Genomic DNA, 23,612 nt, shown 5'->3' on the forward strand with positions numbered 1-23,612 from the left:
ACCGTAGTACCCGTCCCATGGGGAGTTGAGAGATGCCGGTAAAAGATTATTCTGATGTTGCGCTTGGTGATTTGATTTCGCTCGCTGGCCGGACGGCCGTGATTACGGGCGGTGCCGCAGGCATTGGCAAGTCGATTGCTCGCCGACTGGCCGAAGCTGGTGCAGCCGTCATGATTGGCGATCTCGACGAAGGCAAGGCGCAATCTGTGGCCGCGAACCTTGCCGAAACGAGTGTGCCTCATGCAGGCGTCAAAGTCGATGTGCGCGACCATGCCTCGATTGCGGCGCTGGGCGACTTTGCGATTGCCAGGACCGGTCGATTGGACATCTGGATCAACAACGCAGGTATTTTTCCTGCGGGCAAGGCGCTCGAATTGCCTGATGATGACTGGAGCCGGGTTCTGGATATCAATCTGCGCGGCACATTCTTCGGGGGTCGCGAGGCGGCGCTGCGGATGCAGGGGCAAGGCGTCATTGTCAATCTTGCCTCCACGAACAGCTTCAACACGGGTGTGAGTGCTATCCACTATGTCGCTTCCAAACATGGAGTGGTTGGTGTGACCAAGAGCCTGGCCGTCGAATTGGCTGGAAAGGGCATCAGGGTTCTTGCTGTCCGCTCCGACAATGACCACGTCTGACGGCGTAATGCAGATGCGCAAGCTCGGTCCAGAAGTCGCCGAAGGTTTGGACAACTTTGCCCATTCGCTTCCGCTCGGTCGCGCAGGCGTACCGGATGACGTCGCGCGAGTAGTGCTGTTTCTGGTTTCCGACCTTGCCGCCTTTATGACCGGGGCGGTCGTGCTGGTTGATGGCGGGGAATTAGCAAAATAAGCGATACGTGACCGCTGGATGTCCGGGTAATATTCCTCAACGGGAGCAGGAGTAAGATGCACATGAAGAATTTAGCAATCCAAGCAGCTGACGGCGGCAGGTTCAACGCTTATGTCGCCTTGCCGCCTGATCAGACCGGCCCAGGACTGGTCCTTCTGCATGAAGCCTTTGGCGTAACATCACATATGCGGCGAATGGCCGATAGGTTTGCCGAGGACGGCTATGTCGTCCTCGTTCCGGATCTGTACTGGCGAATTCAGCCTGGCGTCGAATTGAGCGACGCCGAGTTTGATCGCGCAATGGAGTTATATCAGAAATTCGATGCTGATCTTGCGATAAAGGACATCGAAGCAACCATTGGCACCATGCGGAAGATGTCACAGCATGTCGGTGGGGTCGGCGTGGTCGGTTTCTGTCTTGGCGGGACACTGGCCGCACTGACTGCGGCGAGAACGGATATCGATTGTGCGGTCAGCTATTACGGCGTGGGTATTGCCAATCATCTGGACGAAATGGAAAAGGTGAAAATCCCGATCAGCTTCCACTATGGGACCGAAGACGAGCATTGCCAGCCTGAATTCGAGGCGATGCAAGCCTTTGTCGATGGGCACCGGGGCAACATGTCTCTTCGAATGTATCCAAATGTGGGGCATGGCTTCGCTAATGATGATCGGGCGTTTTACGATCCGGGTGCCGCAGAATTGGCGTTTACAAGAGCGTTAACGACCATTCGTTCGGCGATTGGTCCGAAATTCGATATCGAGGGCATCTGGGAGACCCATCTTTATCATGAGTTCGTGACCAAGGATGCGGCTGAGACTCTCAAGACCATGGTCGACAATCCCTACGTCAACATCGCTCCCACTCTTACGGGGGGTGTTGGTCACGATATGCTTTTGAGATTCTACAAGTACCACTTTGTTGATGTTCATCCCGAAGATACGAGGATGATATCGATTTCCAGGACCGTGGGCGTAAACCGTGTCGTCGATGAGATGATCATGTGTTTTACCCATGACCGGGAGATACCTTATCTTCTTCCTGGTATTGAACCGACCGGTAGATACATGAAGGTTCCCATGGTTGCTATAGTCTCCTTCAAGGGGGGCAAGGTATACAATGAACATATTTATTGGGACCAGGCATCGGTTCTTGTTCAGGCCGGCTTGCTTGAGAAGAATGGTCTTCCAATCATGGGCTCGGAAATTGCCGACAAGCTTCTCGACAAGAACATCAGGCCTAACGATTTGATGATGGATATCTGGGCAACAAGTGAAGGAAAGCCGATATGATTGTGCTGAGGTTTACTATTATGAATCTATTTGAGTGTGATTACCTTGGATCCCATGATCTGACATCATGGGGCATTGGGTAGAGCCGTTGCGTCAGTTTCGGTGAGGCAGCGGCAGCTTGATCGTTTTTTTATTCAATCCGGCACGGGATATCGAGCTCAATTTGGTAGGCGCAAGGTTTCCAGTCAATCAAGCTTGGTATTACTTTTTGATTTTTTTGCCAATTGAAGTGCTGCATTAATGGAGTGTCTGAAAATGAGTTCAATCGCGCCCCGCCCCCGCGTGACAGGCATCCACAGCATAGCGCTGCGGGTACCTTGTTATGCCGAGGCCATTGCGTTCTATCGTGATGTCTGGCTGCTGGAGGATATGGGGGAACGGGATGATTCTCACGCCTTCCGGACGGCTTGCGCCGATCACGATAACCTCCTCCTGAGCAGCGGCGAACCGGGGATCGTAAATATTAGCCTCACTGTCGCTACTCGTGAAGATCTTCTGAGCCTTGAGCGCAAGATCGAAACGTCTAGCCACGTAGTGTATGCTTTGAGCGAAGCTGATTTGGCACCAGGCGAGGCGTACGGGCTTGTAACTACCGATCCCGATGGCCGGCAGATCCGACTTGTCGTGCCGACGCGTCCTGATCGGCCCTGCGAGGCAGTTGCCGACAGTCTGGCTCCGCAGAACATTGGGCATGTCGTGCTGTGGACTCCGGACTCATCAGTTTCTGAGGCATTCTATGGCTTGCTTGGTTTTTCAGTGACCGACAGGACGCATTTGGGGATGTCCTTTCTCAAATGCGGCAACGAGGACCACCATTCCCTTGCGCTGGTTGGCTCGAAGACGGGACGGGCAGGGCTTCAGCATCTCGCGTTCGATGTCGGTTCAATTGATAATGTCATGCGCAATTTTGCCAGGCTTCGGGACCTGGGTGTATCAATTTCGTGGGGTGTTGGACGACATGGACCTGGGAATAATGTCTTCAGTTATTATCAGGATCCGGCAGGAAACTTCGTCGAATATTATGGCGACATGCAGAAATTTCCGGTCGATGAGGACCTCGAAACCAGGTTCTGGGGGGCGGAACACAAAGGCGACGTCTGGGGTGTGGCGGGGGCACCTCCCGACGCCTTCAGGCAATAGTTGACGGAAGAGGAGATGCCGCGCGCGCCGACTGAGTAACTGTCCCGTGGTGCATTTGTTTCCGTATCGGATTGGTGCGATTCCGTGAAAAGCAATTTTCGGAGATTTTATGAAAAGCATGGTCAAGTCCGCAAGGATGCTAATCGGTGGCGAACTCGTTGAGAGTGAGAGCGGGGAGTTCGTCTCTTCGATTGATCCGGCTACCGAGGAAGTCATTGGAAAGTTTCCTGCCGGTACAGCGCGTGATGTCGAAAAGGCCGTCGAAGCTGCGGAAGGGAGTTGGGAGGCCTGGAATGGAATCGGAGTCGCCGGTCGTGCCGAGGCCCTGCGCAGATTCGGTGAACTTATCATGGAACGGGCAGACGAACTTCTGGAAGTGGAAGTACGCGATACCGGAAACACGATCACCCCGATGCGAGGCGATGTAAAAACTGGTGTCGGCGGAATCAACTATTATGCCGGGTTAGGTTATGAACTGAAGGGGGAAACCGTTCCCTCCACGCCTAACAATCTGCATCTTACCCTTCGCGAGCCATATGGCACAGTGGGTCGCATCATTCCCTTCAATCACCCCATCCTTTTTGCCACAGGGCACACGGCAGGGGCGCTGATGGCTGGCAATTCGGTGGTTGTGAAGCCGCCCGAAACCGCTTCCTTGTCCGCCCTGCTTCTGGCTGAGATCGCCCAGCAGGCCCTGCCGCCGGGCGTATTCAACATCGTAACTGGACTGGGGCCGCAGGTGGGGGCTGCCTTGGCCGTTCACCCGCAGGTGAAGCGGATCGCCTTCATTGGATCGGCCCGCACGGGAATGGCGATACAGCGCATGGCGGCGGAAGTTGCGGTAAAGAACATCACGCTAGAGTTGGGAGGCAAGAATCCAATGATCGTCTTCCCGGATGTGAATGTTTCAGACATCGTAACTGCGGCGATCCAGGGCATGAACTTTACGTGGCAGGGCCAGTCCTGCGGTTCGACCAGCAGGCTTTTGCTTCACGAATCGATTTACAATGAGGTCGTTTCCCAGTTGGCCGAGCGGATCGACGCCATGCGGGTGGGAAATCCGATGGATGAAGCCAGCGAAATGGGGGCGATCAATTCTCAGGGGCAATACGAGAAGGTGCTTCGCTATATCGAGACTGCAAAAGCCGAAGGTGCCAAGCTACTTGCTGGGGGAGAACGTCCGAAAGGCCCCGAATTCAAACGCGGTTTTTGGCTACGACCAACCTTATTCGGCGATGTGAAGCCCGGGATGTGCATTGCGCAGGAAGAGATTTTCGGCCCGGTGCTGTCAGTCATGAAATGGTCTGATTTTGACGAGGCCTTGCGGATCGCGAATGACGTGGAGTACGGCCTGACCGCCTCCATCTGGACAAACAACATCGATGACGCGTTGGCAATGGCCCGGCGGGTGAGGGCAGGGTTTGTCTGGGTGAACTCGGTTGGCCCGCACTACCGGGGGCTGAACTACGGTGGTTACAAGAATTCTGGTGTGGGCCGAGACGAAGGGATTCAAGAAATGCTTTCCTATACCGAGCAGAAAAGCATAAGTATCGCCTTGCGGAATTGAAATGAAACTACATGTAAAGGAGTTGATGTGGACTACACACATTTCCTACGACAGCAATGCTACATCAACGGCAAGTGGTGCGATGCCGATAATGGCGCTACCATCAACGTCAGCGATCCGGGCAAGGGCAAGGTGCTCGGGACTGCCCCCAACATGGGCCAAGTGGAAACCGAGCGCGCCATCGATGCCGCAGAGGCCGCGCTGCCGGCCTGGCGGGCGAAGACCGCAGGTGAACGCGCGAAGATCATGCGTCGCTTCTTTGATCTGATGATCGCCAATCAGGATGCCCTTGGCGAGTTGCTGAGCCGCGAACAGGGTAAGCCGTTTTCGGAAGCCAAGGGCGAGATCGCCTATTCCGCCAGCTTCATCGAATGGTTCGCCGAAGAGGGCAAGCGCGCCTATGGCGAGGTCGTGCCGTCTCACGCGGCAGATCGGCGCATCGTTACCTTGAAGCAGGGCATCGGCGTGGTCGCGGCGATCACCCCCTGGAACTTCCCGAGTGCGATGATCGGTCGCAAGCTCGGCCCGGCACTGGCGGCAGGCTGCACCATGGTACTCAAGCCAGCCTCTGCAACGCCCTATTCGGCGCTGGCTCTGGCCGTGCTGGCTGACGAAGCAGGCGTGCCTGCGGGCGTGTTCAACGTCGTAACCGGCTCGGCCAGGGCCATCGGCGGGGAGCTAACGCGCAACCCCAAGGTCCGTAAATTGACCTTCACCGGCTCAACCGAAATTGGTGTGCAACTGCTGCGCGAATGCGCCGACACGGTGAAGAAGGTCTCGATGGAGCTGGGCGGAAATGCGCCCTTCATCGTGTTCGACGATGCCGATGTTGAGGCGGCGGTCGAAGGGGCCATCGTCTCCAAGTTCCGCAATTGCGGCCAGACCTGCGTCTGCACCAACCGCTTCTATGTGCAGGATGCGGTCTATGACGAATTCGTCACCAAGCTCGCCGCACGGGCCAAGGCCATGCCGATCGGTTATGGCATGGACGAAGGCGTCGTGATTGGCCCGCTGATCGACATGGCGGCGGTCGAAAAGGTGGAAGAGCACCTTGAAGACGCGCTTTCGGGCGGTGCCACGCTGCTCACCGGCGGCAAGCGCCATACTCTGGGCGGCAGCTTTTATGAGCCGACCGTGGTCGCCAATGTGAAGGCAGACATGAAACTCGCCCGCGAAGAGACCTTTGGGCCGCTGGCCGGTGTGATCCGTTTCAAGGACGAGGCGGAGGCCATCGCGCTCGCCAATGACACCGAATTCGGCCTTGCCGCCTATTTCTACGCCCGCGACCTGGGTCGGGTGTGGCGTGTGGCAGAGGCGCTGGGGGCAGGGATCGTCGGTATCAACACCGGGCTGATCTCAACCGAAGTCGCGCCGTTTGGCGGCGTCAAGCAATCGGGCCTTGGTCGCGAAGGTTCGCGCCATGGAATCGACGATTACATGGAAATCAAGTATCTCTGCATGGGTATTTTATAGTCCTCTTTGAGGGGGAATGTTAAGCTCGACTTTGTACGTTTTTGATCAGGTGGGCACCTCCATCAACCTGATGATTTGAGCGGATTTGGGCCTGTTGCGCCGAACTTGGCGTAAGTGCAGGGCTTTTGGGTCTCCATTTCACTGTTTCTGGCAATTTTTCTGATATTCAGGCGCAGCTATCCCATTGCTGCCCGTCGTTCGTGGAAGATCTGTGCAGGGCGGTGACAAAACCGTAACCCTCCGGCGGGACTTGCGATTACCCATAAGTCGCGAGTTCCGCGCCGATCTGGATATCGACGAGGCGCCGTAGGCCGCGCCAGACGACGGTGTTACCAGGCGGTGGGTCGGACGACCTCGCGAGATAGCCGCCAAGGCGGGACAGTTTAGTGAGATAGAGCTGGAGCGTGCCCGGCTTTGCACCGCGGTTCCCGCTATCGGCAACGAGGCGGTCGAGGATTGTGATTTCCGTGGCTGTGAATGCGATCGCCGGGTCGGCGTCGGGGGCCGCACGTGCCATCATGGTCATCCACAATACGCGCCAGCTGACGATACAAAACAGCGCGACAAGGTTGGCTAACCGATCGGCGGTGCGGAGCTTGGCGTCCTCGGCGCGGCATCCCGACTTCAGGATTTTGTGGAAGACTTCGATCTTCCAGCGCATGGAATACCAACGGATTTTCTCGATCGCATCTTGAAGGTCGTTGACCTCCAGATCGGTTACGAGCTTCCACAGGATCGGCTTTCGGCCGTAAGCGTGGCGTGGAGGCCGCGTTGTCAGCGTGATTTTCTTGCTTGAGCGGCTTTTCCGGCGGCGCGTCGTTTGGCGATGGCGCCGATCCTGAGCTTTGCGTCGCGTTCGTCTATCTCGTCAGGATTGAAGGCTTTGCCGTAGCAGCCCTGGTGCCACTCGGTGGCATCCTTGTGCTCGGGGTGCTTGGGATCGGTGACGGCTTCAAGGAAGGCTTCGAAGCCGGGCGTGCCGCCGCAGTCTTCGGGCGGAGCGCGGTGTTCGCCCTCAATATATCGCGGATATTTGGTTCCTGCTTCGCCATCCCTGACCGCTTCGACGGTGACGATGTGCTCCCAGCTGTCGCCCATGTCGTAAGTGTAGAGGAACTGGACGCCTCGAAAAACTGGTAGCGTTTGCGGTCGCTGCGTGATTCACTGCCTTTGCGTTGCAGCGGAGGTGGTGATGTTAGGACAGGCGGGTTTCTTTGATCTTTCGGACAGGTACGAGGCGCTGAGCGCAGCGGGTGATCCGCTCGAGCGGCTCGCGGCTGTCGTCGACTTCGAGGTTTTCCGTGGACCGCTGGTCGCGGCGCTCCGGCGGAGCGTTCGTGGTAAGGGCGGACGCCCGCCATTCGACCCGGTGCTGATGTTCAAGATCCTGGTGCTGCAGGCGCTCTACTCGCTGTCTGACGAGGCCACCGAGTTCCAGATCAAGGATCGCCTGTCATTCCAGCGGTTCCTGGGGCTCGGGCTCGACGGCACGGTGCCCGACGCGACTACAGTCTGGCTCTTCCGCGAGAGGCTGGTCAAGGCCAAGGCGATTGACCGGCTGTTCGCCCGCTTCGATGCCGCACTCACCGACCGGGGCTATCTCGCCATGGGCGGGCAGATCATCGACGCCACAGTCGTACCCGCGCCCAAACAACGGAACACCGAAGCGGAGAAAGCCGCGATCAAGGAGGGGCGCGTTCCTGAAGCCTGGCAGGCCAGGCCCGCGAGGCTTAGGCAGAAGGACCGCGATGCACGCTGGAGCGTCAAGTACAGCAAGGCCAAGGTAAAGGAAGGCGCCGATCCCAAGGCGTTCAAGCGGGTCGACCTTGCCATCCCGATGTTCGGCTACAAAAATCACATCGGCATCGACCGGGTCCATGGCATCATCCGCACATGGGATGCAAGCGCAGCCAATGCCCACGATGGCGCCCGGCTGCCCGACGTGGTCAGTAAGGACAATACCGGATCGGGCATCTGGGCCGATACGGCCTACCGGTCGAAGAAGAACGAGGCATTCCTCGCCAAGGGCATGTTCACCAGCCATATCCACCAGAAGAAACCGCCGCGTCGGCCGATGCCCGAGCACATCGCGCGCGCCAATGCAAAGCGGTCCGCCGTGCGCTCCGCGGTCGAGCACGTGTTCGCTGGCCAAAAGCACCGCATGGGGCTCATCGTGCGCACCATCGGCATCGCCCGCGCCCGCATCAAGATCGGGATGGCGAACCTGGCTTATAACTTCCAACGCCTCGCCTGGCTCGAGGGGCGTACTGCGCCCGCATGACGCAAAAACCGGCTCCTAAGACCGGTTCCGACGGAAAATCAGCAGATCAAGAGGCCGAAACAGGGGCGCACCATGCCCCCGCGCGCCATCACGTCGCCATCAAGCCAAAATCAGACGGTTCTTCGAGGTGTCCAGCTGACGGACATCGCGGTCGAGCAGCGCCTTGAGTCTGGTGTTTTTGGCCGCGAACAGGCGATCGTCGGGCCAGTCGGGATCGGTCACGCCGTAGCGCCTGTCGCCTGCCTCGAACTCCCAGAGATGATAGTCGAGCCAGCCCATTGCGCCCTGGATGACATCGTGGAGCATCTTGAGGTTGGCATCGACCGGAACATCGACCCGCCGCCAGATCGAGGGATCGGTATCGGCAAGCGCGATATGCAGGCGGGCAATGGTCTCGCTCATGCCGCCATGCTGACTGGCGTGACTTCGGCTGTCCAGTTCCATGGCATGAGTTCGTCCCAGCGCGAGGCCGGCCATCCGCTGGCGATCTTCTCGATCACATCGGCGATGTAGGCTTGCGACTCCAGACCATTGAGCTTGGCGGTCTCGATGACGGAATAGATCGCGGCCGCCCGTTCGCCGCCCGCCTTCGAACCGGCGAACAGCCAGTTCTTCCGACCAATGGCGATTGAACGCATGGCCCGTTCGGCGATGTTGTTGTCGATCTCGGCACCGCCCTCGTCGAGGAAGAGGGTGAGCGCCGTCCAGCGCTTGCGGCCATAGGCGAGCGCCTTGGCCATCGCCGACTTGGGCGACAGGCGGTGCAGGGCATCATGGATGGCTACGCGCAGGCTCTCGATCTGCGGCTTGCTTCGTTCCTGGCGACATCGCCGGCGGACGTCGGGCGGCCTACCGCGTATCTCTTCCTCGATCCGGTAAAGCCTGGCGATCCGTTCCAGCAGATCCGTGGTCAGCGGCGTCGGGCTGGTCTGGTGGTTCTCGAATATCTTGCGCCGGAAATGCGCCCAGCAGGCGACTTCCCTGATCCGACCGCCCGCATAGAGCTTGTCGTAACCGGCATAGGCGTCGGCCTGAAGAAGACCGGCAAAGTGCTTGAGCTCGGTCTGCGGATGGATGCCGCTGCGATCGGACGTGAACCGGTACCAGACCAGAGCCGGACCAGTGGCACCCGATGCGCGATCATCGATGACATAGGTCCACAGCCTTGCCTGCGCGGTCTTGCCCTTGCCCGGCACCAGCATCGGCACGGGCGTATCGTCGGTGTGTAGCTTGCCGGCCTTGAGGCCCTGTTCACGAATGCGGGCAACAATGGGATCGAGCAGCGCGGCTGCCTGTCCTGCCCAACCGGCCAGGGTCGAGCGGTCGATACTGACCCCTTGCGCCGCCATCATCTCGGCCTGGCGATAGAGCGGCAGGTGATGGTCGAACTTGTTCACGACCACATGGGCGAGCGTCGCGAAGCTGGCCTTGCCGCGCGCGACCGCTTTTACCGGGGCGGACGCCTGGACGATCTTCTCGCAGGACCGGCAGGAATACTTGGGCCGCACGGTGCGGATGACGCGCCACTTCACCGGCGCCACGTCGAGCATCTCGTCGCTGTCCTCGCCCAGCGGGCGCAGGGCGCCGCCGCAATCGGGGCAGGCGCAGCTTCCCGCTTCCGGTTCGATCCGGCGCTCGCTGCGGTGAAGATGACCGGGGAACTGACGGATCGGTGTCGCGCGCTGGTTGCCGGTTGCCGATGCCGTTGCGGCAACATCAGCAACAGCGGCTTCGCCTTCCAGTTCCTCAAGCGCCAGTTCGAGTTGCTCGATCTGGCGGCTGAGCTTCTCCGACGACTGGCCGAATGTCATCCGCTTAAGCTGGGCGAGCTGAAAACGCAGCGTCTCGATCAGCGTATCGCGGGCCGCCAGAGCCGCTTCCAGCTCGGCGATCCGGGCATCCTTGTCGATGGGGGAGGAGGCTTGATCCGACACCGTGATCCTTTAGCGAATCGGGTGGTCCAATGCCAGAAAAACCAACGGAATCCGTGAGCTTTTATCCCGCCAGAAGAGGCACAGTCGTCCGCTCGGGCCGACGCCAGTCGATGCCTTCCAGAAGCATCGAAAGCTGCGCCGAGGTGAGACTGACCTTGCCTGTCTTCGTCACCGGCCACACGAAACGCCCACGATCCATACGCTTCGAAAACAGGCACATGCCCTGACCATCGTACCACAGCAGCTTGACCAGATCACCGCGCTTGCCCCGAAAGGCGAACAGCGCCCCGCAATGCGGGTTCTCGTGCAGCACTTGCTGCGCCAATACTGCCAGACCGTTAAAGCCCTTACGCATGTCGGTCACACCGCAGGCAAGATAAATGCGTGTCGAAGGAGGCAACGGGATCATTGAGACAGCACGCTGATCACCCGCGCCAGCGCATCGGCATCGACTGCAGTGTCCACCGTCAGCTTCACGCCCGAAGGCAGTTCGATCCCGATCTCGCCACCCGCTCGGGCGGGAGATGAAACAGCCGGAAGCAAGGGCTCCGATATCTCAACCTCGGCAAAAGCCGGCAATGCCGTCCGCCTCGTTCCCGTCAACTCACCAGACATCGCCAGGCGCCGCCAGGTGTAGAGTTGCCCGCTGCCGACTTCATGCCGTTCACAGGCCGACCGAACCGAGCCATCCGGTCCGAAGGCGTCCCGCAAAATCGCCAGCTTCTGCTCCACCGTCCAGCGCCGACGGCCCGACACGCGCCCTACGATCTCGACGCGACCAGTCATACGAGTGCTCATATGACCAGTCGTATGACTGCTCGTTCCGTCATCGTCGATATCGTCCATCGGCACCGCTCCACAAGAGAGCGGTAATCAGCCTATCCCAACGCCATCATGCAAGGCGGCCTTCACACCACGCTTACTCTTGATTTGACGTTGCGTAGTTATCTATCGCGGATCAGCGAAGGCTGTTTTCCAAAATGTCGCTCGCTTGACCCCAATGGCGCGGTGTGAGTTGAGGTGGAAATCGACGCGTTAATAAAGGGGATTGCGGAGCGCGGTGCATGAAGTAATGTCGCGGCACGTTAGATGGTGGAAAGGCTAAGCCTGCTGTCGTCGTCCCGTCAGCGCGTCCCGCCGCTCGTCAATCGTTTCCTCTGTCCCTTAGTTGTCGGCCAGGAAATTGGCGCACCGGAGAACCTTTTGTCTCATTTTCTCTCCACCCTGCCGTTAGAAACCCTACAACAGCTCGATGAAATGGAGGTTCGTCATGCGGCAGCATGGGCGATCGAGGGTGACGCTAATATACCCATCATTCTTCCAGATCTCTTGAGCTGCAGTAATGCAATCCAAGCCGATTTGCCGACAATCTGGCTTGGCGTTCCTGCACGCGGAGATTTTACTTCATTGTTTGCTTTTCTTAATGAGGAAGAGAAGGCCCATGTTCTTCGTCTTAGAAACCGTAAAGACCAATGGAGTGTCGCGTCAGCTCGCGCGGCAGTACGAATACTATTGAGCAGACACCTTGATTGTCCTGCTCAAGATATAGTCTTTATCCGCGACGATTATGGAAAACCTTGGCTCGATCTCCGAAGCCATGGGAATATTGCTGAACAACTCCACTTCAGCATCAGTCACACGAGAGACTTGGTAGCCGTCGCTATCGGCCGCAGTCGAGTGGGCATCGATGTTGAAATAGTCCGTGAGTTTACTGATATTATGCAAGTCGCTACGATGCAATTTGCAAAAGAAATGGTTAACGATCTTCGTGCAGCTCATTCGGACGCTGAAATGGTCGAGTTATTCTACAGATTTTGGACGCTTGGTGAGGCCTTTATAAAAGCAACCGGTGAAGGCATTGCACAAGGACTGCAGTCATTTGCTTTTTCCGCTTATGGGCGCCCTGCGTTGAAGCGGGTGAGCAAACTCTGGGGACCAACGGATCGCTGGAGCTTTGGAGTACTGCGATGTGGAGCGCGTCCTGCTGTCAGCCAATCCTAGCTTGTTCTGCCGGTCATGGTCCGACCAGCGAACCGCCTCAGCTGGCGGAAAGTACCAGTGGCCAGCGGCATAGAAAGGTTCTTCCCGTCAGATCCTGCGCGCTAGCTCGCGCGCGATTTTGCAAATGCGTCCATTTCCCGCACCAGGCTCAATGGACGCATGTCGGTCCAGTTCTCGTCGATCCAGGCCATGCACATTTGCCTGTCGCCCTTTGGTCCTATCGTCCGCCATCCGGCAGGCACGTCAAACTGAGTGGGCCACAGCGAGTGCTGCCCTTCATCGTTGACCAGAACCAAGAACTCGCCTTCCTCATCGTCAAAGGGATTGGTCATCTGTGGTGGGTTCCTTTCTCCAAGCTGACGAAAACTCTAGCGCCGCATTTCAGATGGGCAAGCCGACAACATCCATGACTGCCCGGTGAAAGGCCTGCACGGCCGGCTCATTGCGCCCCACGATGAGATCGGGCCCTTCGTCCTTGGTCGCCAGATTGGACCAGATGCCCTCAGCGACCTCATAATCCTCCAACGTCACGTCGCTCTTGCTGTCGTCAATGGTCCCGAATTTGGCTTTATAGTTTTCAACCGAAAGACCAGAAATGTAGACTGAGAAAAGGCAGACCATTTCACCCGGCGTGTCACCAGGGAAAATCCGGAACATGCGCACGAAACGCTCGGAGGGCCCGATATCGCCGGCGACCAGAACGGTATTCGGGAAAATGAAGTAGGTTCCCACATGTCGCGCTTCAGGCCACTCTTGCTCAGAAGTGCCGACCAGATCGGCAAGCGCACGTTCGGCAAAAGTCAGAACCCAGTGTGCGCCATGATCGTCGAACGCCGCTACATTCGAGATGTATGCATTGCCTATAGAGCGGGCATGGAGCACGCCGAAATGATAGCTTTCCGCATAGGTGTCGATTGCGATCTTCCAGTTAGTTCTCGCATCCAGTCGGCTAGCCTGAACCGGCACCATTGCGGTCAGTTCGAGCGTCGCCAGGACCGGCGCAAAGCTACCTAAATGCATTGGCAAGTCGAGCGGCTCGTTTCCCCGCATTCGCACAAAGACCACACCGTCTTGCTCCGCTGCGACCACAGGCAACAGCCGACAATTTTCGAGCGTCTCCGGGTCAAAGCCTGCTCGACCGGGGATGTTGACCAAGCGGCCGGACAGATCATAGCTCCAGCCGTGGAACGGGCAAACGATGCGCTGACCGCGCCTCAAGTCTGGATCGCCCCCGGACCCGACAAGCCGCGCGGCACGATGTGCGCAACGATTCCGAAAGGCGCGGACCTGCCCCTTCTCATCCCGCAGGACCAAAACCGCATGGTCCGCGACTTCGAACACTATTCGATCGCCGGGATGCGGGATGTCTTGTGCGAGACAGGCGATCAGCGGCACCCCATCGAACAAGGTCTGTCGCTCGGCTGCCCAGCGCGCCGGATCAGTATAACAATGCGCAGGTAAACGCATTACCGATGACGCCAAATCTGTGGTTCCACCGGCTGAGATATGCGCAACCAAGCGCTTGCGAACCGATTGAGCTTGCGCGCGTCGCGCCTTCTGAAACATAGTCATTCGAGTCAGTTCTTTGTAGCTTGAGAAGCAGTAATCATGGATATTCAAACAGGGAAGTCGAATTCAGGTGTGGTGGAGCGAAATTGGGTGTACCCTGCATGATCGAAGACCAGATCGATCTGACTATGGGAGATGCCCCTGTGCCGAGGCCGTCCCATGTGCCGGTGGAGCGGATGGTCGATCTCGACATATATCGCCTGCCCGGATCGGGTGACGATTTTCTCCGAGCTTGGATGGAAGTAGCTGAAAGCGCTCCTGCGCGAGTCATCTGGACTCCGCGCAATGGCGGACACTGGGTCGTGCTAGGGGGAACGGACATTGCCCACGTTTATTCCGATCACGAGCATTTTTCGTCTAAGATCACGCTTGTTCCCCGCAAATGGGGCGAACTGTATCCGCTCAGGCCCACCACCCTCGACCCACCCGAACACCAGCCATATCGGCGCATTCTGACGGGCCTGTTGTCGAGCCGCACAGTGCGCCGCTCCATACCGATCGTGCGCGAACTTGCATCTCGCGCCGCCGAAGGCATCCGCCATCGTGGAGCGTGCGACATCGTTGCGGATTATGCCGCCGCGCTACCTCTTGCGCTTTTTGCAGCGTTGGCGGGAATCGAGGCCGACCGCATGGCAGTTTTGCCTGGTTATGCCGCACATCTGCTTGCGGATGAAGGGACCGATCTCCCTGAGCCCGTAATGGATCGCTTTACAACCTTTCTGCGGGCGTTGATCGCGGAGCGGCGGGCCTTACCGGGAGACGATATCATCACAGCGCTTCTGGCTGGACAAATTGACGGTCGACCTATCGAAGATGATGAGGCTGCGGATGTTGCGACCGCACTATTGACCGGCGGGCTGGACACTGTCGTGTCGCTGTTTGCGATGATGATGAGGCACCTCGCCGGCGAAGACGCATTACGGAGCAGACTCGTTGCCGATCCAGAATTGTTGCCAGCGGCGGTGCGCGAAATGACACGGCGCTTCGCCATCATGACAAAGGCGCGGCTGGTGCGTGCGGAACAACTCCTCGACGGGGTGACCCTGAAGGCAGGAGACATGGTCGTTATGCCCCCACTGCACGGCCTGGATCCAACGATTTTCCCCGATCCTTTGCGCGTCGACCTGACTCGGGATGCCGCGCCGCATTCCGCATATGGTAACGGCGTTCACCGTTGCCCGGGTGCGCAACTGGCCGAAGCAGAAATGACAGTCATGCTGAAAGAATGGCTGGCCCGGATTCCGAACTTCATGCTCGACCCTGACCGCCCGGTGCGCATGCAAGGCGGTGTGCTGGGTACGGTCGTCACTTGTCACCTGCGCTGGGATACAGCGACCGCGGCGCCATGACCTTTGATGCCGAAGCCCTATTAGCGCAGGCAACGCACGAGGCTGATCGTTTGCCTCTCGAACAGATCGACGTCAGCCTAGGAGAGCGATTTCAAAGCCAGACGGTCGGACCCTATTTCGCGCGCCTACGGCGAGATGATCCGGTTCATTGGTGCCCTGACAGTGCTTACGGTCCCTACTGGTCGATCACGCGGTACGACGATCTCATTGCAGTGGAAAAGAATTTCGAAGACTTTTCGTCAGCGGGCAACGTCATCATTAATGAAATTCCACACGAATTCGACGCGCCGGCGTTCGCCACAGCCGATCCGCCCGGCCATACCGCCGAGCGTGCTGCTGTGGCGCCAGCGCTTGGCAATCGGCGCATTCGCGCGCTGGAAGACGAAATTCGGCACGAAATTGGGGCGATACTCGATGCGCTTCCGGTCGGCGAACCCTTCGATTGGGTGGAGCGGGTGTCGGTCGAACTGACGACTTGGATTGTGGCCGCGCTATTCGACTTTCCACGCGATGAACGACATCTGCTGCCCTATTGGGCCGAAGTGCTGGTGACAAGCCCGGAACCTGGCGCACTGGTCGAGAGCTGGGATCAGCGCGCTGCGATCCTCGATGTCTATCTGGCGCGCATCATGGAGATGTGGCGCGCCCGCACAGGCGGATGCGGGCATGACATCATATCCGCGCTCGCCAATGCGCCGGCAACCTGCGCCATGCCGCACGATCCCAAGCATCTCATCGGCACCGTGACCATGATCGCTGGCGCCAACGAAGCGGCACGCGGTGCGCTCTCGGGCGGAGTCGTTGCATTCGACCGTTTTCCGCAGGCTTGGGAGAAACTGCGTTCCGAGCCGTCGCTCATCCCCAACGCGGCGGCGGAGATTGTCCGCTGGCAATCTCCGATCATCCATATGCGGCGGACGGCAACGCGTGATACCGATCTTGGCGGCAAGTTGATCCGAAAAGGTGACAAGGTCGTGCTTTGGTACTGGTCGGCGAATCGCGACGAAGTAGTATTCGAAGACGGTGATACATTCCGTGTCGATCGGCCTAACGCTCAACGTCACGCCGGCTTTGGTTGGGGCGTCCATCGCTGCCTTGGCAGGCGTGTAGCTGACATTGAGCTACGGCTGCTTTGGGAAGAAATCCTGCCGCGCTTCCGCCGTCTCCGCCTCTGTGAGCCACCGGAGAGGCTAGCCTCAAACTTTTCGTCCAATTACAAGCGCGTGATGGTCATTGCCGAGAGATGAACGAACCCGGTCGGGAGCCTACTCGAAGAAGGCGATTAGCCGCTCGTCAATGCTCTCGCGGGGCGGGACGCCTTCGGGGCAGGTCGGATCACTGAAGGCGGCATGGGCGATGCCCTGCGGTCGGGCCGGATCGGAATCGTGGCCGGTAAAGACCATCAGGTCGTTCCGACCTAGCTTTGGAAAGTAGAACCAATTCTGAGCTGGGTTATAGTGGTAAAGCCTGAGTTCGAAGCGGATTGTGCTGCCATCTCTGGCCGTAATCACCTGATCGCAGCCAACAATATCCTCCGGCAATACGCTGGCCGGCTCGCAGAATGCGAGCGGCGTATCCTGTGGCGGATCGGTCAGGCACTGCCAGACATTGTAGATAGCATAGCGACGAGCCAGTCTCACCTGCGCTTCTCGGCCAGACAGCAGATGCTCCACCCAAAAACGTGAACCGGCATCCGAGGGACTGAAATCGCAATGGGCAAAGCGTCCGAGCACGGTCGTCCCATCACGCCTGTGGCGTACCGAGCGTTCGCTACGACGGACGACGCCATTCCCCAGCGCCACGACCTTTACGGCTCCAGTCGTACTGGCGACGAATTCCTCGAGCGCTCGAAGATAGGCGATGCGGCCTTCACCTGCCGGTTGGTATTCCAGCGGACATGCCCGTTGAACAATCTCGATGCCGTGCCGGTCGAGCGTGAATGTCGTCCGCTCGTCATGGACCGCGCTGATTGGAACGATGTGTTGTGTAAGCGGGAGAAAATCCTTGTCTGAAGGTGTATCATGAAAGACAGGACGCCGCTTGCACGGCGCTAGGAACGCGATCTCGGCTTCGACCATCGCCAACGAGTACTCCGCATGATCAGAACTCGGGACTACGGGCTTGTCTCTCCACTATGCCCTTATTAACGAATAGGGCATCATGAGGGGCAAATCCAATTTATTCCTAACGCGGAGAAATCTGCTTGGAGCGGTCGCTTGCTCGGCGTTGTTGCCAAGCCCCCTCGGCGCGTCAGCGGCGGCTCAGCGCGTTGCCGTACTGGATTGGGCCATTGCCGAGACCCTTTTTGCGCTCGGAAAACCGCCGGTTGCGTTGGTGGCGGCGAGCGATTGGAACCGATTCGTGGTCGAGCCGCGCCTGCCGGCCGGCACGGCCGACATCGGCATCCAGCAAGAGGTCAATTTCGAGCTCTTGGCCGCTCTGCGCCCAGACATCATCCTGACATCGCCCTTTTCGCAAGACCAGGAGCCGGCGCTCGCCCGCATCGCACCGGTTCGCCGCTTCACCGTCTTTGAGCCGACACCCTCGCCGCTCGAGCGTCCTCGTAGATTGACCCGTGAATTGGGAGCGATGATCGGTGCCGAACGACAGGCAGAAGCCCTGATCACATACAGCGATGCACAGTTTGCCGCTTGCCGCGCTCGTCTTGCGCGTTTGCGCCTGCCGCCAGTTCTGCTTGTGGGCTTTCTCGATGCACGGCACGTGCGCGCTTATGGCGGAGTTGGGCTCTACCAGAATGTGCTCGAGACACTGGGTCTCCAGAACGCCTGGACCAAACTCACAAATGCCTGGGGCTTTGCGACGACGGGGATAGAAGGGCTCGCAACCGACAAGGACGTGCGTCTCATCACCTTCCAGCCCGTCCCGCCAGATGCGTTGCCGACACTCGCGCAGAGTCCTCTCTGGCGCGAGCTGCCGTTCGTTAAGGCGGGCCATATGTCGACATTGCCGCCGGTTCTCATGTTCGGGGCGCTGCCGGCCGCCCTGAGATTCGCGCGCCTCCTCACGACCGAGTTGGAGCGCGTCGCGGGATGAAGGATGGAATGGTGAAATTTGGGCCGGCCCCGCTGGCCATGCTCCTCGCTCTGATCGCCTGCGGGTTGGTGGTTCCAGTCATTCATGACCCGCTTACGGCCTTCCTGCAAACGCCATCGAAGGCCGAAGGCTACGACGCAGACAGGATGGTCTTCATCTATGCGACGCTGCCACGGCTGGCCATGGCTGCGCTGTGTGGCGCGGGGCTTGCGGGGGCCGGAGCAATCATGCAATTCGTGCTGCGCAACCCGCTGGCTTCGCCGACGACGCTCGGTGTCGAGGCTGGTGCGCGAGTTGCACTGGCAATCGCCACAGTTGCGGCGCCCGGCCTTCTCGGCTTCGGTCGCGATCTTGTGGCGATCTCGGGCAGCGCGATCACTACAGGTCTAGTATTCCTGCTCGTTCGACGTCGCAATTTCGAGCCTGTCGCAACGGTGATAGCCGGCTTGATCGTCGGGCTGTTCTGCGGCGCTCTGGCCGCCCTATTGGGCCTAGTCGAGGCTCGGCAAATGACCGCAGTGTTCCTATGGGGTAGCGGCTCTTTGAGCCAACAGAGCTGGTCGCCGTTCATGGGTCTGGCGCTGCGTTTGGGGTTGGTCTCATTGGCCTTGCTGCCGCTCCTGCGCTCTTTGGCCGTTCTGCAATTGGGCGATGAAGGGGCTCGAGGGCTTGGCCTGTCCGTCGCGCGGCTGCGTTTCGTCGCGATCGCTATCGCCTCCACCATGACCGCCTTCGTTGTCAGCATGGTCGGCGTTATCGGATTCGTTGGTCTTGTCGCGCCGGCTCTTTCGCGGTTGGCGGGCGCGCGTCGGCTCGGTGCTCAACTGGGTTGGTCGATCTTGCTTGGCGCATTGATGCTGCTTATCACCGATGCGACCGTCATGCTTTTCGCCGGCCAGCTTTCGGAGTTTCTTCCGACCGGGGCCGTTACGGCCGTTCTCGGTTCGCCTTTGCTCCTGCTGCTCATTCGCCGGATGAAGCCATCGGCGCCCCCCGCCATCGCTACGCCGCCCAGTTGGAGTGATCCACCCGCGGCGCGGACGCCTGTTGTCCTCACGGGGCTGGGACTGCTCGTCATTGTCGCCTTGCTCGTCGGCCGAGGGCCGACCGGCAGCTGGTCTCTACCCTTTGGTGCGTGGGACGCGGTTGCTGTCTGGCGGCTTCCGCGGATCCTGGCCAGCGGCGCAGCCGGTGCCCTGTTGGCTATCTCCGGTGTCGTCCTGCAACGCCTGACTCGCAACGAGCTTGCGAGCCCCGAGGTGCTCGGAGTCTCGGCCGGCGCATTGCTGGCTGTAGCGCTGAGCCTGCTGGTCTTCGGTGAGATCGGCGTCGCAGGCGAGGCGGCGACAGCCGTTTGTGGTGGCCTGGTTGTCTTGCTGCTGATTTTGGCTCTCGGAAGGCGCAGCGCTTTTGCTCCAGACCATATGTTGCTGGCGGGCATCGCAGTCAGTGCACTGGCTGATGCGCTGGTTGGCGTCTTGACAGCTGTCGGCGATCCGCGCGCGATGCGCTTGCTGGGCTGGATGTCGGGTTCGGTCGCTGGCGTCTCGCTCGAGGCTGCGGTGCTGACGATGTTGGCCGCAGTGCTGACGCTAATCGCAGCGCTGGTGCTGCGCCGCTGGCTGGAGATTCTTCCGCTGGGACCCGAGGCCGCTCAGGGGCTGGGCGTAAATCTGCCACGGGCGCGGCTCACGCTGTTGCTGCTGGCCGCCCTTGCCAGTGTAGCGGCTATGCCAATCCTCGGGCCTGTCACATTCATTGGATTAGTCGCACCGCACATCGTCATGACACTCGGCTTGCGCAAGCTCCAGTCGCTGATCTTTGCAGCGGCGGGAGCTGGTGCCGCGATTATGATCGGGGCGGACTGGCTGGCGCGGACTGTCAGTTTCCCGCTGCAACTACCAACCGGGCTTGTGGCCGCGTTGTTGGGGGCGCCGGCTTTGATGCTGCTATTGAACAGAAGGGCGCGCGGCAAATGAACGGATCGACGACCGGAATGACACTTGCTGGCCTGCAATTCGCGGTCGAAGGCAAGATACTGTTGCATCCTTTGACGCTTGATATCGGCAGGCAGGGCGTGACTGGTATCATAGGACAGAATGGCTCCGGAAAATCCACCCTGCTGCGGCTACTCGCCCGCCAGCAACCGTCAAGTGGAGGAACGATCTACTATGATGGCCGTGACGTCGTCGACTGGTCGGATCGCGCCTTCGCTCGTGCAGTGGGCTATCTGCCGCAACATGTGCCAATCACGACACGACTGACAGTCCGCGAACTCGTCGCCTTTGGGCGCTATCCTTGGCACGGCGCTTTTCGTCGCTTCGGCGAGGGAGATGGCCTGAAGGTAGAAGAAGCGCTGCATCTTACAGGGATGGTTGGCTTGGCTGATCGCTTCCTGGAAACTCTCTCTGGTGGCGAACGCCAACGCGCGTGGCTGGCTATGCTCGTGGCCCAAGAAGCACGGCTGCTTCTCCTCGATGAGCCGATCGCGGCACTGGACGTAGGACATCAAATCGAAGTCCTGAGTTTGCTTAGGCAGCTCAGCGAGGCGCATCGTGTTGCGAGCGTGGTCGTGATCCACGAGATCAATATGGCAGCGCGCTTCTGCGACCGGATCATCGCACTTCGTGAGGGGGAGCTCGTCGCCGATGCAACGCCGGACGATTTGCTGACTCCTGATAGCCTGAACGCAATTTACGGCATTCCTATGGGCGTAACCCCCTTGCCTGAGGGAAGGGGCCGATTTGCTTTCCCGGTGACTATCGGGTGAGTTGACCCTCGGACGCCATTGTTCGATCAAGGATGGTGTGTCGGATCCAAGCATGAGGGACGGCCGGGACAATGATGGCTCACGAAGACGCGGAAGCGTTTGCCTTCCCACAGGGACTTGACGCGGTCAGGCGAAGCGATGATCGCCGTTCCGGCCGAATGTCCGGCCTTACTGTATTCGATGCGTGCCATAATGCCGACCGTGATCTGGCAATAAGAGGCCTGCAATCGGGCTTGATCGACGATGAAGAAGATCGCGTGTTCGGAGCCTTGCTAGGGCTCGCCGTGGGCGACGCACTCGGCGCTCCTTTGGAATTCAGTGATCTCAGCTATGGCGCTTCGGAACTGACAGGTTTCAAGTCCGACTTCTGGTGCAGGCCGTCATACAACAGATTTGCGCTTCGTCCTGGCCAATGGACAGACGACACGAGCATGGCGCTCTGCCTCGCCGATTCTCTGCTCCTAAGAGACGCTTTCGATGCCCATGATTTGCGGTTGCGCTTCCTGAACTGGTGGTACTTTGGCTACTGCAATGCATTCTTTCTGGACGATCAGAGACCGACCAAGACTTCAGTCGGACTCGGCGGCAACATCTGGCAGAGCTTCGAAGAATTTACGCGTTTGAGGACTCAATTCACGACAGCAGGAGATTTGAAAACATCGGGCAACGGGTCGCTTATGCGCAATGCGCCAGTGGCGCTTTTCTTCCGGCATGACGACAAATTGGCGACCGCCATGTCCTATTGGCAGAGCAAGACCACCCATCAGGGAGAGGAAGCCGCCGAATGCTGCCGGTTGCTGACGCGGTGCATACTCGACGGTATTCGGGGCGATGGAACAGCGCGCTGCCTTGAAGGGCTGGCGGATCGCTTCACGTCGCAGGTTTATTCAGTGGATTGCCTGTCCCGGTCCGATCAGGAAGACGCATGCTCGGATAACATGGGTGCCAATCTGGAAGACAGGAACTGGAACTGGCTCAGCTCGGAATTTCGATACTCTCCGGCCCGAGCAAGAGAACATCCGGAATATATTGGCAGCTACGCGATGGACGCCTTGGCAATGGCATTGCATTGTGTCTGGTCGACTTCGTCTTTTTCCGATGCTGTACTCAAATGCGCGAACCTCGGTGGCGATGCCGATACGACAGCTGCCATCACAGGACAGATTGCGGGTGCCATCTACGGTGCAAGTGCCATTCCAACGGATTGGATCGAGACGATCCTGCGCTGGGATGCGCATTCGGATATTCTGTTGCGAGCCCATAAGCTGAGCCGGCGCCAAAGGATTGCAGTGCAATAAGTGCAACGAGTTATTTGCCGAATTGCATGCTGCTTCAGAAGGCGGAAGAGTGAAATGATATTAGATCAGACGACAGATAGATTTTTTGCTTCTTCGAGCGTTCGTCTGGCTCTCGGAGAGGCGACGAAGCTGATCAACAGCGATCAACACGCCGAAGCGCAGGTAGTGCTCGATGACTGCCTGAGAAAGGCCCTGGATTCGCAAACCACGTCCGGCTTGCATGACATCGCGGTCCTGTACGTATACACCGCCATCGCCGCGGACGCCGGACATGAATCGGAAAGGGCACTCGAGATCCTCTCCGAGGGAATTCTCACCATTAGCTCTCGCGACCCCAGCGAGCGCTTCTATCAAAGCCGCCTCTTTGCAGTTCAGCTATGGCTTCTTGAAAAAGCAGGAAAATATGAAGACGCCCTAAGCATTGCAAAGCTCGCCGTCGAGAAAATAATGCCACCCACATGCGAAGGAGACGGCCTGACTAACATGTATCTGGAGGATCTATATTTCCAGTATAGCTCTCTACTCCAAAAACGCGGCGAAGATGAGCTGGCTCTAGCTACGCTGCAAGGAATTGCAGATCGCTGCGCCCACGCTTTGACCAACTACGGGCCTTTGGCATTTATGGAGGAGGGAAAGTTCGAGCGCTTCTGGTTGAACCAAATCGCCACTGACGCTCGCACTGCGCTTGCCATGAAAGGGCGATCACGCGAGGCGCCGCAAGGATGATTCTCCTCGCAAACTCCAAGCTGGCGCAGGGAATGCCATGGATGCGGCCAGTCGTAGGCGGCGCATGTCCAAAGCTTGGCAAGTATTTGGAGACATTAGGGAGTCGCGCGTCTCGCGACATTTTTCAAAGCTCAAGTCGTCCCAACGCACTTCAATAATGTCCTGCTTCTCGTACTGCCGAAATCCGATACGCCAAATTGCCCCAAACGCCATTTTCGCAGTGGTAAATCGCAGCCTGTGTGGATATCGTGTCGTCACCAGTTTTTCGGGGGCGAATTAACGGATTCGGGCTGAAAGGTGCGTCGGCCGTCCTGTCCCAAGATTTCG

24 protein-coding genes are annotated in these 23,612 nt (G+C 58.7%); 15 read left to right on the forward strand and 9 right to left on the reverse strand.

The window, feature by feature from the left end; translation table 11 throughout:
• The first annotated feature begins 32 nt into the window (after positions 1–32).
• The 6 genes from JI59_RS00930 (at position 33) to JI59_RS00950 (ending at position 6,303) form a co-directional block, all read left to right on the forward strand.
• Entirely contained in the window at positions 33–638 is a 606-nt protein-coding gene (locus JI59_RS00930) for an SDR family NAD(P)-dependent oxidoreductase (protein WP_275042259.1), read from the forward strand.
• Positions 625–831 (forward strand): SDR family oxidoreductase, encoded by a 207-nt coding sequence (locus JI59_RS27940; protein ID WP_275042260.1) that lies wholly within the window; start codon positions 625–627, stop codon positions 829–831. The genes JI59_RS00930 and JI59_RS27940 overlap by 14 nt, the downstream gene beginning before the upstream one ends.
• A gap of 62 nt (positions 832–893) precedes the next feature.
• Positions 894–2,123: a dienelactone hydrolase family protein gene (locus JI59_RS00935; protein WP_202946109.1), complete on the forward strand. Its 1,230-nt coding sequence runs from the start codon at positions 894–896 to the stop codon at positions 2,121–2,123.
• A 255-nt stretch (positions 2,124–2,378) separates the two neighbouring features.
• Positions 2,379–3,263, forward strand: a complete 885-nt coding sequence (locus JI59_RS25920) for a VOC family protein (protein WP_160289715.1) — start codon at positions 2,379–2,381, stop codon at positions 3,261–3,263.
• Between the two features lie 109 nt (positions 3,264–3,372).
• Positions 3,373–4,830: an aldehyde dehydrogenase family protein gene (locus JI59_RS00945; protein WP_007015342.1), complete on the forward strand. Its 1,458-nt coding sequence runs from the start codon at positions 3,373–3,375 to the stop codon at positions 4,828–4,830.
• Between the two features lie 27 nt (positions 4,831–4,857).
• The gene (locus tag JI59_RS00950; RefSeq protein WP_007015341.1) at positions 4,858–6,303 is read left to right on the forward strand and encodes an NAD-dependent succinate-semialdehyde dehydrogenase; all 1,446 of its coding nucleotides are present in this window, start codon (positions 4,858–4,860) and stop codon (positions 6,301–6,303) included.
• Between the two features lie 256 nt (positions 6,304–6,559).
• Here the strand turns inward: JI59_RS00950 and JI59_RS00955 are convergent, their stop codons facing one another.
• Complete coding sequence (locus tag JI59_RS00955; RefSeq protein WP_038575315.1) at positions 6,560–6,964, reverse strand: hypothetical protein; 405 nt, start codon at positions 6,962–6,964, stop codon at positions 6,560–6,562.
• Positions 6,965–7,077: 113 nt separating this feature from the next.
• Positions 7,078–7,464: a plasmid pRiA4b ORF-3 family protein gene (locus JI59_RS00960; protein WP_275042267.1), complete on the reverse strand. Its 387-nt coding sequence runs from the start codon at positions 7,462–7,464 to the stop codon at positions 7,078–7,080.
• 31 nt (positions 7,465–7,495) lie between these two features.
• Between JI59_RS00960 and JI59_RS00965 the strand changes: the two genes are divergently transcribed.
• Entirely contained in the window at positions 7,496–8,584 is a 1,089-nt protein-coding gene (locus JI59_RS00965) for an IS5 family transposase (RefSeq protein ID WP_038575317.1), read from the forward strand.
• A gap of 99 nt (positions 8,585–8,683) precedes the next feature.
• Here the strand turns inward: JI59_RS00965 and JI59_RS00970 are convergent, their stop codons facing one another.
• The 4 genes from JI59_RS00970 to tnpA all read right to left on the reverse strand — a co-directional run bounded on the left by JI59_RS00970 (position 8,684) and on the right by tnpA (position 11,364).
• Positions 8,684–8,986, reverse strand: coding sequence for a plasmid pRiA4b ORF-3 family protein (locus tag JI59_RS00970; RefSeq protein ID WP_052117810.1), 303 nt, complete (start codon positions 8,984–8,986; stop codon positions 8,684–8,686).
• Positions 8,983–10,518: an IS66 family transposase gene (gene tnpC / locus JI59_RS00975; RefSeq protein ID WP_038575320.1), complete on the reverse strand. Its 1,536-nt coding sequence runs from the start codon at positions 10,516–10,518 to the stop codon at positions 8,983–8,985. Before tnpC ends, JI59_RS00970 begins: the two co-directional genes overlap by 4 nt.
• A gap of 61 nt (positions 10,519–10,579) precedes the next feature.
• Positions 10,580–10,927 (reverse strand): IS66 family insertion sequence element accessory protein TnpB, encoded by a 348-nt coding sequence (gene tnpB / locus JI59_RS00980; protein WP_007015837.1) that lies wholly within the window; start codon positions 10,925–10,927, stop codon positions 10,580–10,582.
• On the reverse strand, positions 10,924–11,364 hold the full coding sequence (gene tnpA / locus JI59_RS00985; protein ID WP_223308190.1) for an IS66-like element accessory protein TnpA: 441 nt from the start codon (positions 11,362–11,364) through the stop codon (positions 10,924–10,926). The genes tnpB and tnpA overlap by 4 nt, the downstream gene beginning before the upstream one ends.
• A gap of 243 nt (positions 11,365–11,607) precedes the next feature.
• Here tnpA and JI59_RS25925 point away from each other — a divergent pair, with 243 nt between their 5' ends.
• Positions 11,608–12,519, forward strand: coding sequence for a 4'-phosphopantetheinyl transferase family protein (locus JI59_RS25925; protein ID WP_081474062.1), 912 nt, complete (start codon positions 11,608–11,610; stop codon positions 12,517–12,519).
• A gap of 101 nt (positions 12,520–12,620) precedes the next feature.
• Here JI59_RS25925 and JI59_RS00995 read toward each other — a convergent pair whose 3' ends face one another.
• Both JI59_RS00995 and JI59_RS25930 read right to left on the reverse strand, forming a co-directional pair.
• Positions 12,621–12,851 (reverse strand): MbtH family protein, encoded by a 231-nt coding sequence (locus JI59_RS00995; protein ID WP_007014722.1) that lies wholly within the window; start codon positions 12,849–12,851, stop codon positions 12,621–12,623.
• A gap of 49 nt (positions 12,852–12,900) precedes the next feature.
• Positions 12,901–14,139: an aromatic ring-hydroxylating oxygenase subunit alpha gene (locus JI59_RS25930; protein WP_081976328.1), complete on the reverse strand. Its 1,239-nt coding sequence runs from the start codon at positions 14,137–14,139 to the stop codon at positions 12,901–12,903.
• Positions 14,140–14,189: 50 nt separating this feature from the next.
• Between JI59_RS25930 and JI59_RS01010 the strand changes: the two genes are divergently transcribed.
• Positions 14,190–15,437, forward strand: a complete 1,248-nt coding sequence (locus JI59_RS01010) for a cytochrome P450 (protein WP_052117811.1) — start codon at positions 14,190–14,192, stop codon at positions 15,435–15,437.
• Positions 15,434–16,684: a cytochrome P450 gene (locus JI59_RS01015; protein WP_007014725.1), complete on the forward strand. Its 1,251-nt coding sequence runs from the start codon at positions 15,434–15,436 to the stop codon at positions 16,682–16,684. Before JI59_RS01010 ends, JI59_RS01015 begins: the two co-directional genes overlap by 4 nt.
• An 18-nt stretch (positions 16,685–16,702) precedes the next feature.
• Here the strand turns inward: JI59_RS01015 and JI59_RS25500 are convergent, their stop codons facing one another.
• Positions 16,703–17,515: a CmcJ/NvfI family oxidoreductase gene (locus tag JI59_RS25500; RefSeq protein ID WP_007014726.1), complete on the reverse strand. Its 813-nt coding sequence runs from the start codon at positions 17,513–17,515 to the stop codon at positions 16,703–16,705.
• Positions 17,516–17,597: 82 nt separating this feature from the next.
• Here JI59_RS25500 and JI59_RS01025 point away from each other — a divergent pair, with 82 nt between their 5' ends.
• The 5 genes from JI59_RS01025 to JI59_RS01045 all read left to right on the forward strand — a co-directional run bounded on the left by JI59_RS01025 (position 17,598) and on the right by JI59_RS01045 (position 23,285).
• Complete coding sequence (locus JI59_RS01025; RefSeq protein ID WP_038575335.1) at positions 17,598–18,491, forward strand: ABC transporter substrate-binding protein; 894 nt, start codon at positions 17,598–17,600, stop codon at positions 18,489–18,491.
• On the forward strand, positions 18,488–20,470 hold the full coding sequence (fhuB, locus tag JI59_RS01030) for a Fe(3+)-hydroxamate ABC transporter permease FhuB (protein WP_007014728.1): 1,983 nt from the start codon (positions 18,488–18,490) through the stop codon (positions 20,468–20,470). The genes JI59_RS01025 and fhuB overlap by 4 nt, the downstream gene beginning before the upstream one ends.
• Positions 20,467–21,261 (forward strand): ABC transporter ATP-binding protein, encoded by a 795-nt coding sequence (locus tag JI59_RS01035; protein WP_007014729.1) that lies wholly within the window; start codon positions 20,467–20,469, stop codon positions 21,259–21,261. The genes fhuB and JI59_RS01035 overlap by 4 nt, the downstream gene beginning before the upstream one ends.
• Before the next feature lie 158 nt (positions 21,262–21,419).
• On the forward strand, positions 21,420–22,559 hold the full coding sequence (locus tag JI59_RS01040) for an ADP-ribosylglycohydrolase family protein (protein ID WP_039858250.1): 1,140 nt from the start codon (positions 21,420–21,422) through the stop codon (positions 22,557–22,559).
• Between the two features lie 54 nt (positions 22,560–22,613).
• On the forward strand, positions 22,614–23,285 hold the full coding sequence (locus tag JI59_RS01045; protein WP_007014731.1) for a hypothetical protein: 672 nt from the start codon (positions 22,614–22,616) through the stop codon (positions 23,283–23,285).
• The last annotated feature ends 327 nt before the right edge of the window (positions 23,286–23,612 follow it).

The sequence above is a fragment of the Novosphingobium pentaromativorans US6-1 genome, from assembly GCF_000767465.1.
GTDB lineage: Bacteria > Pseudomonadota > Alphaproteobacteria > Sphingomonadales > Sphingomonadaceae > Novosphingobium > Novosphingobium pentaromativorans.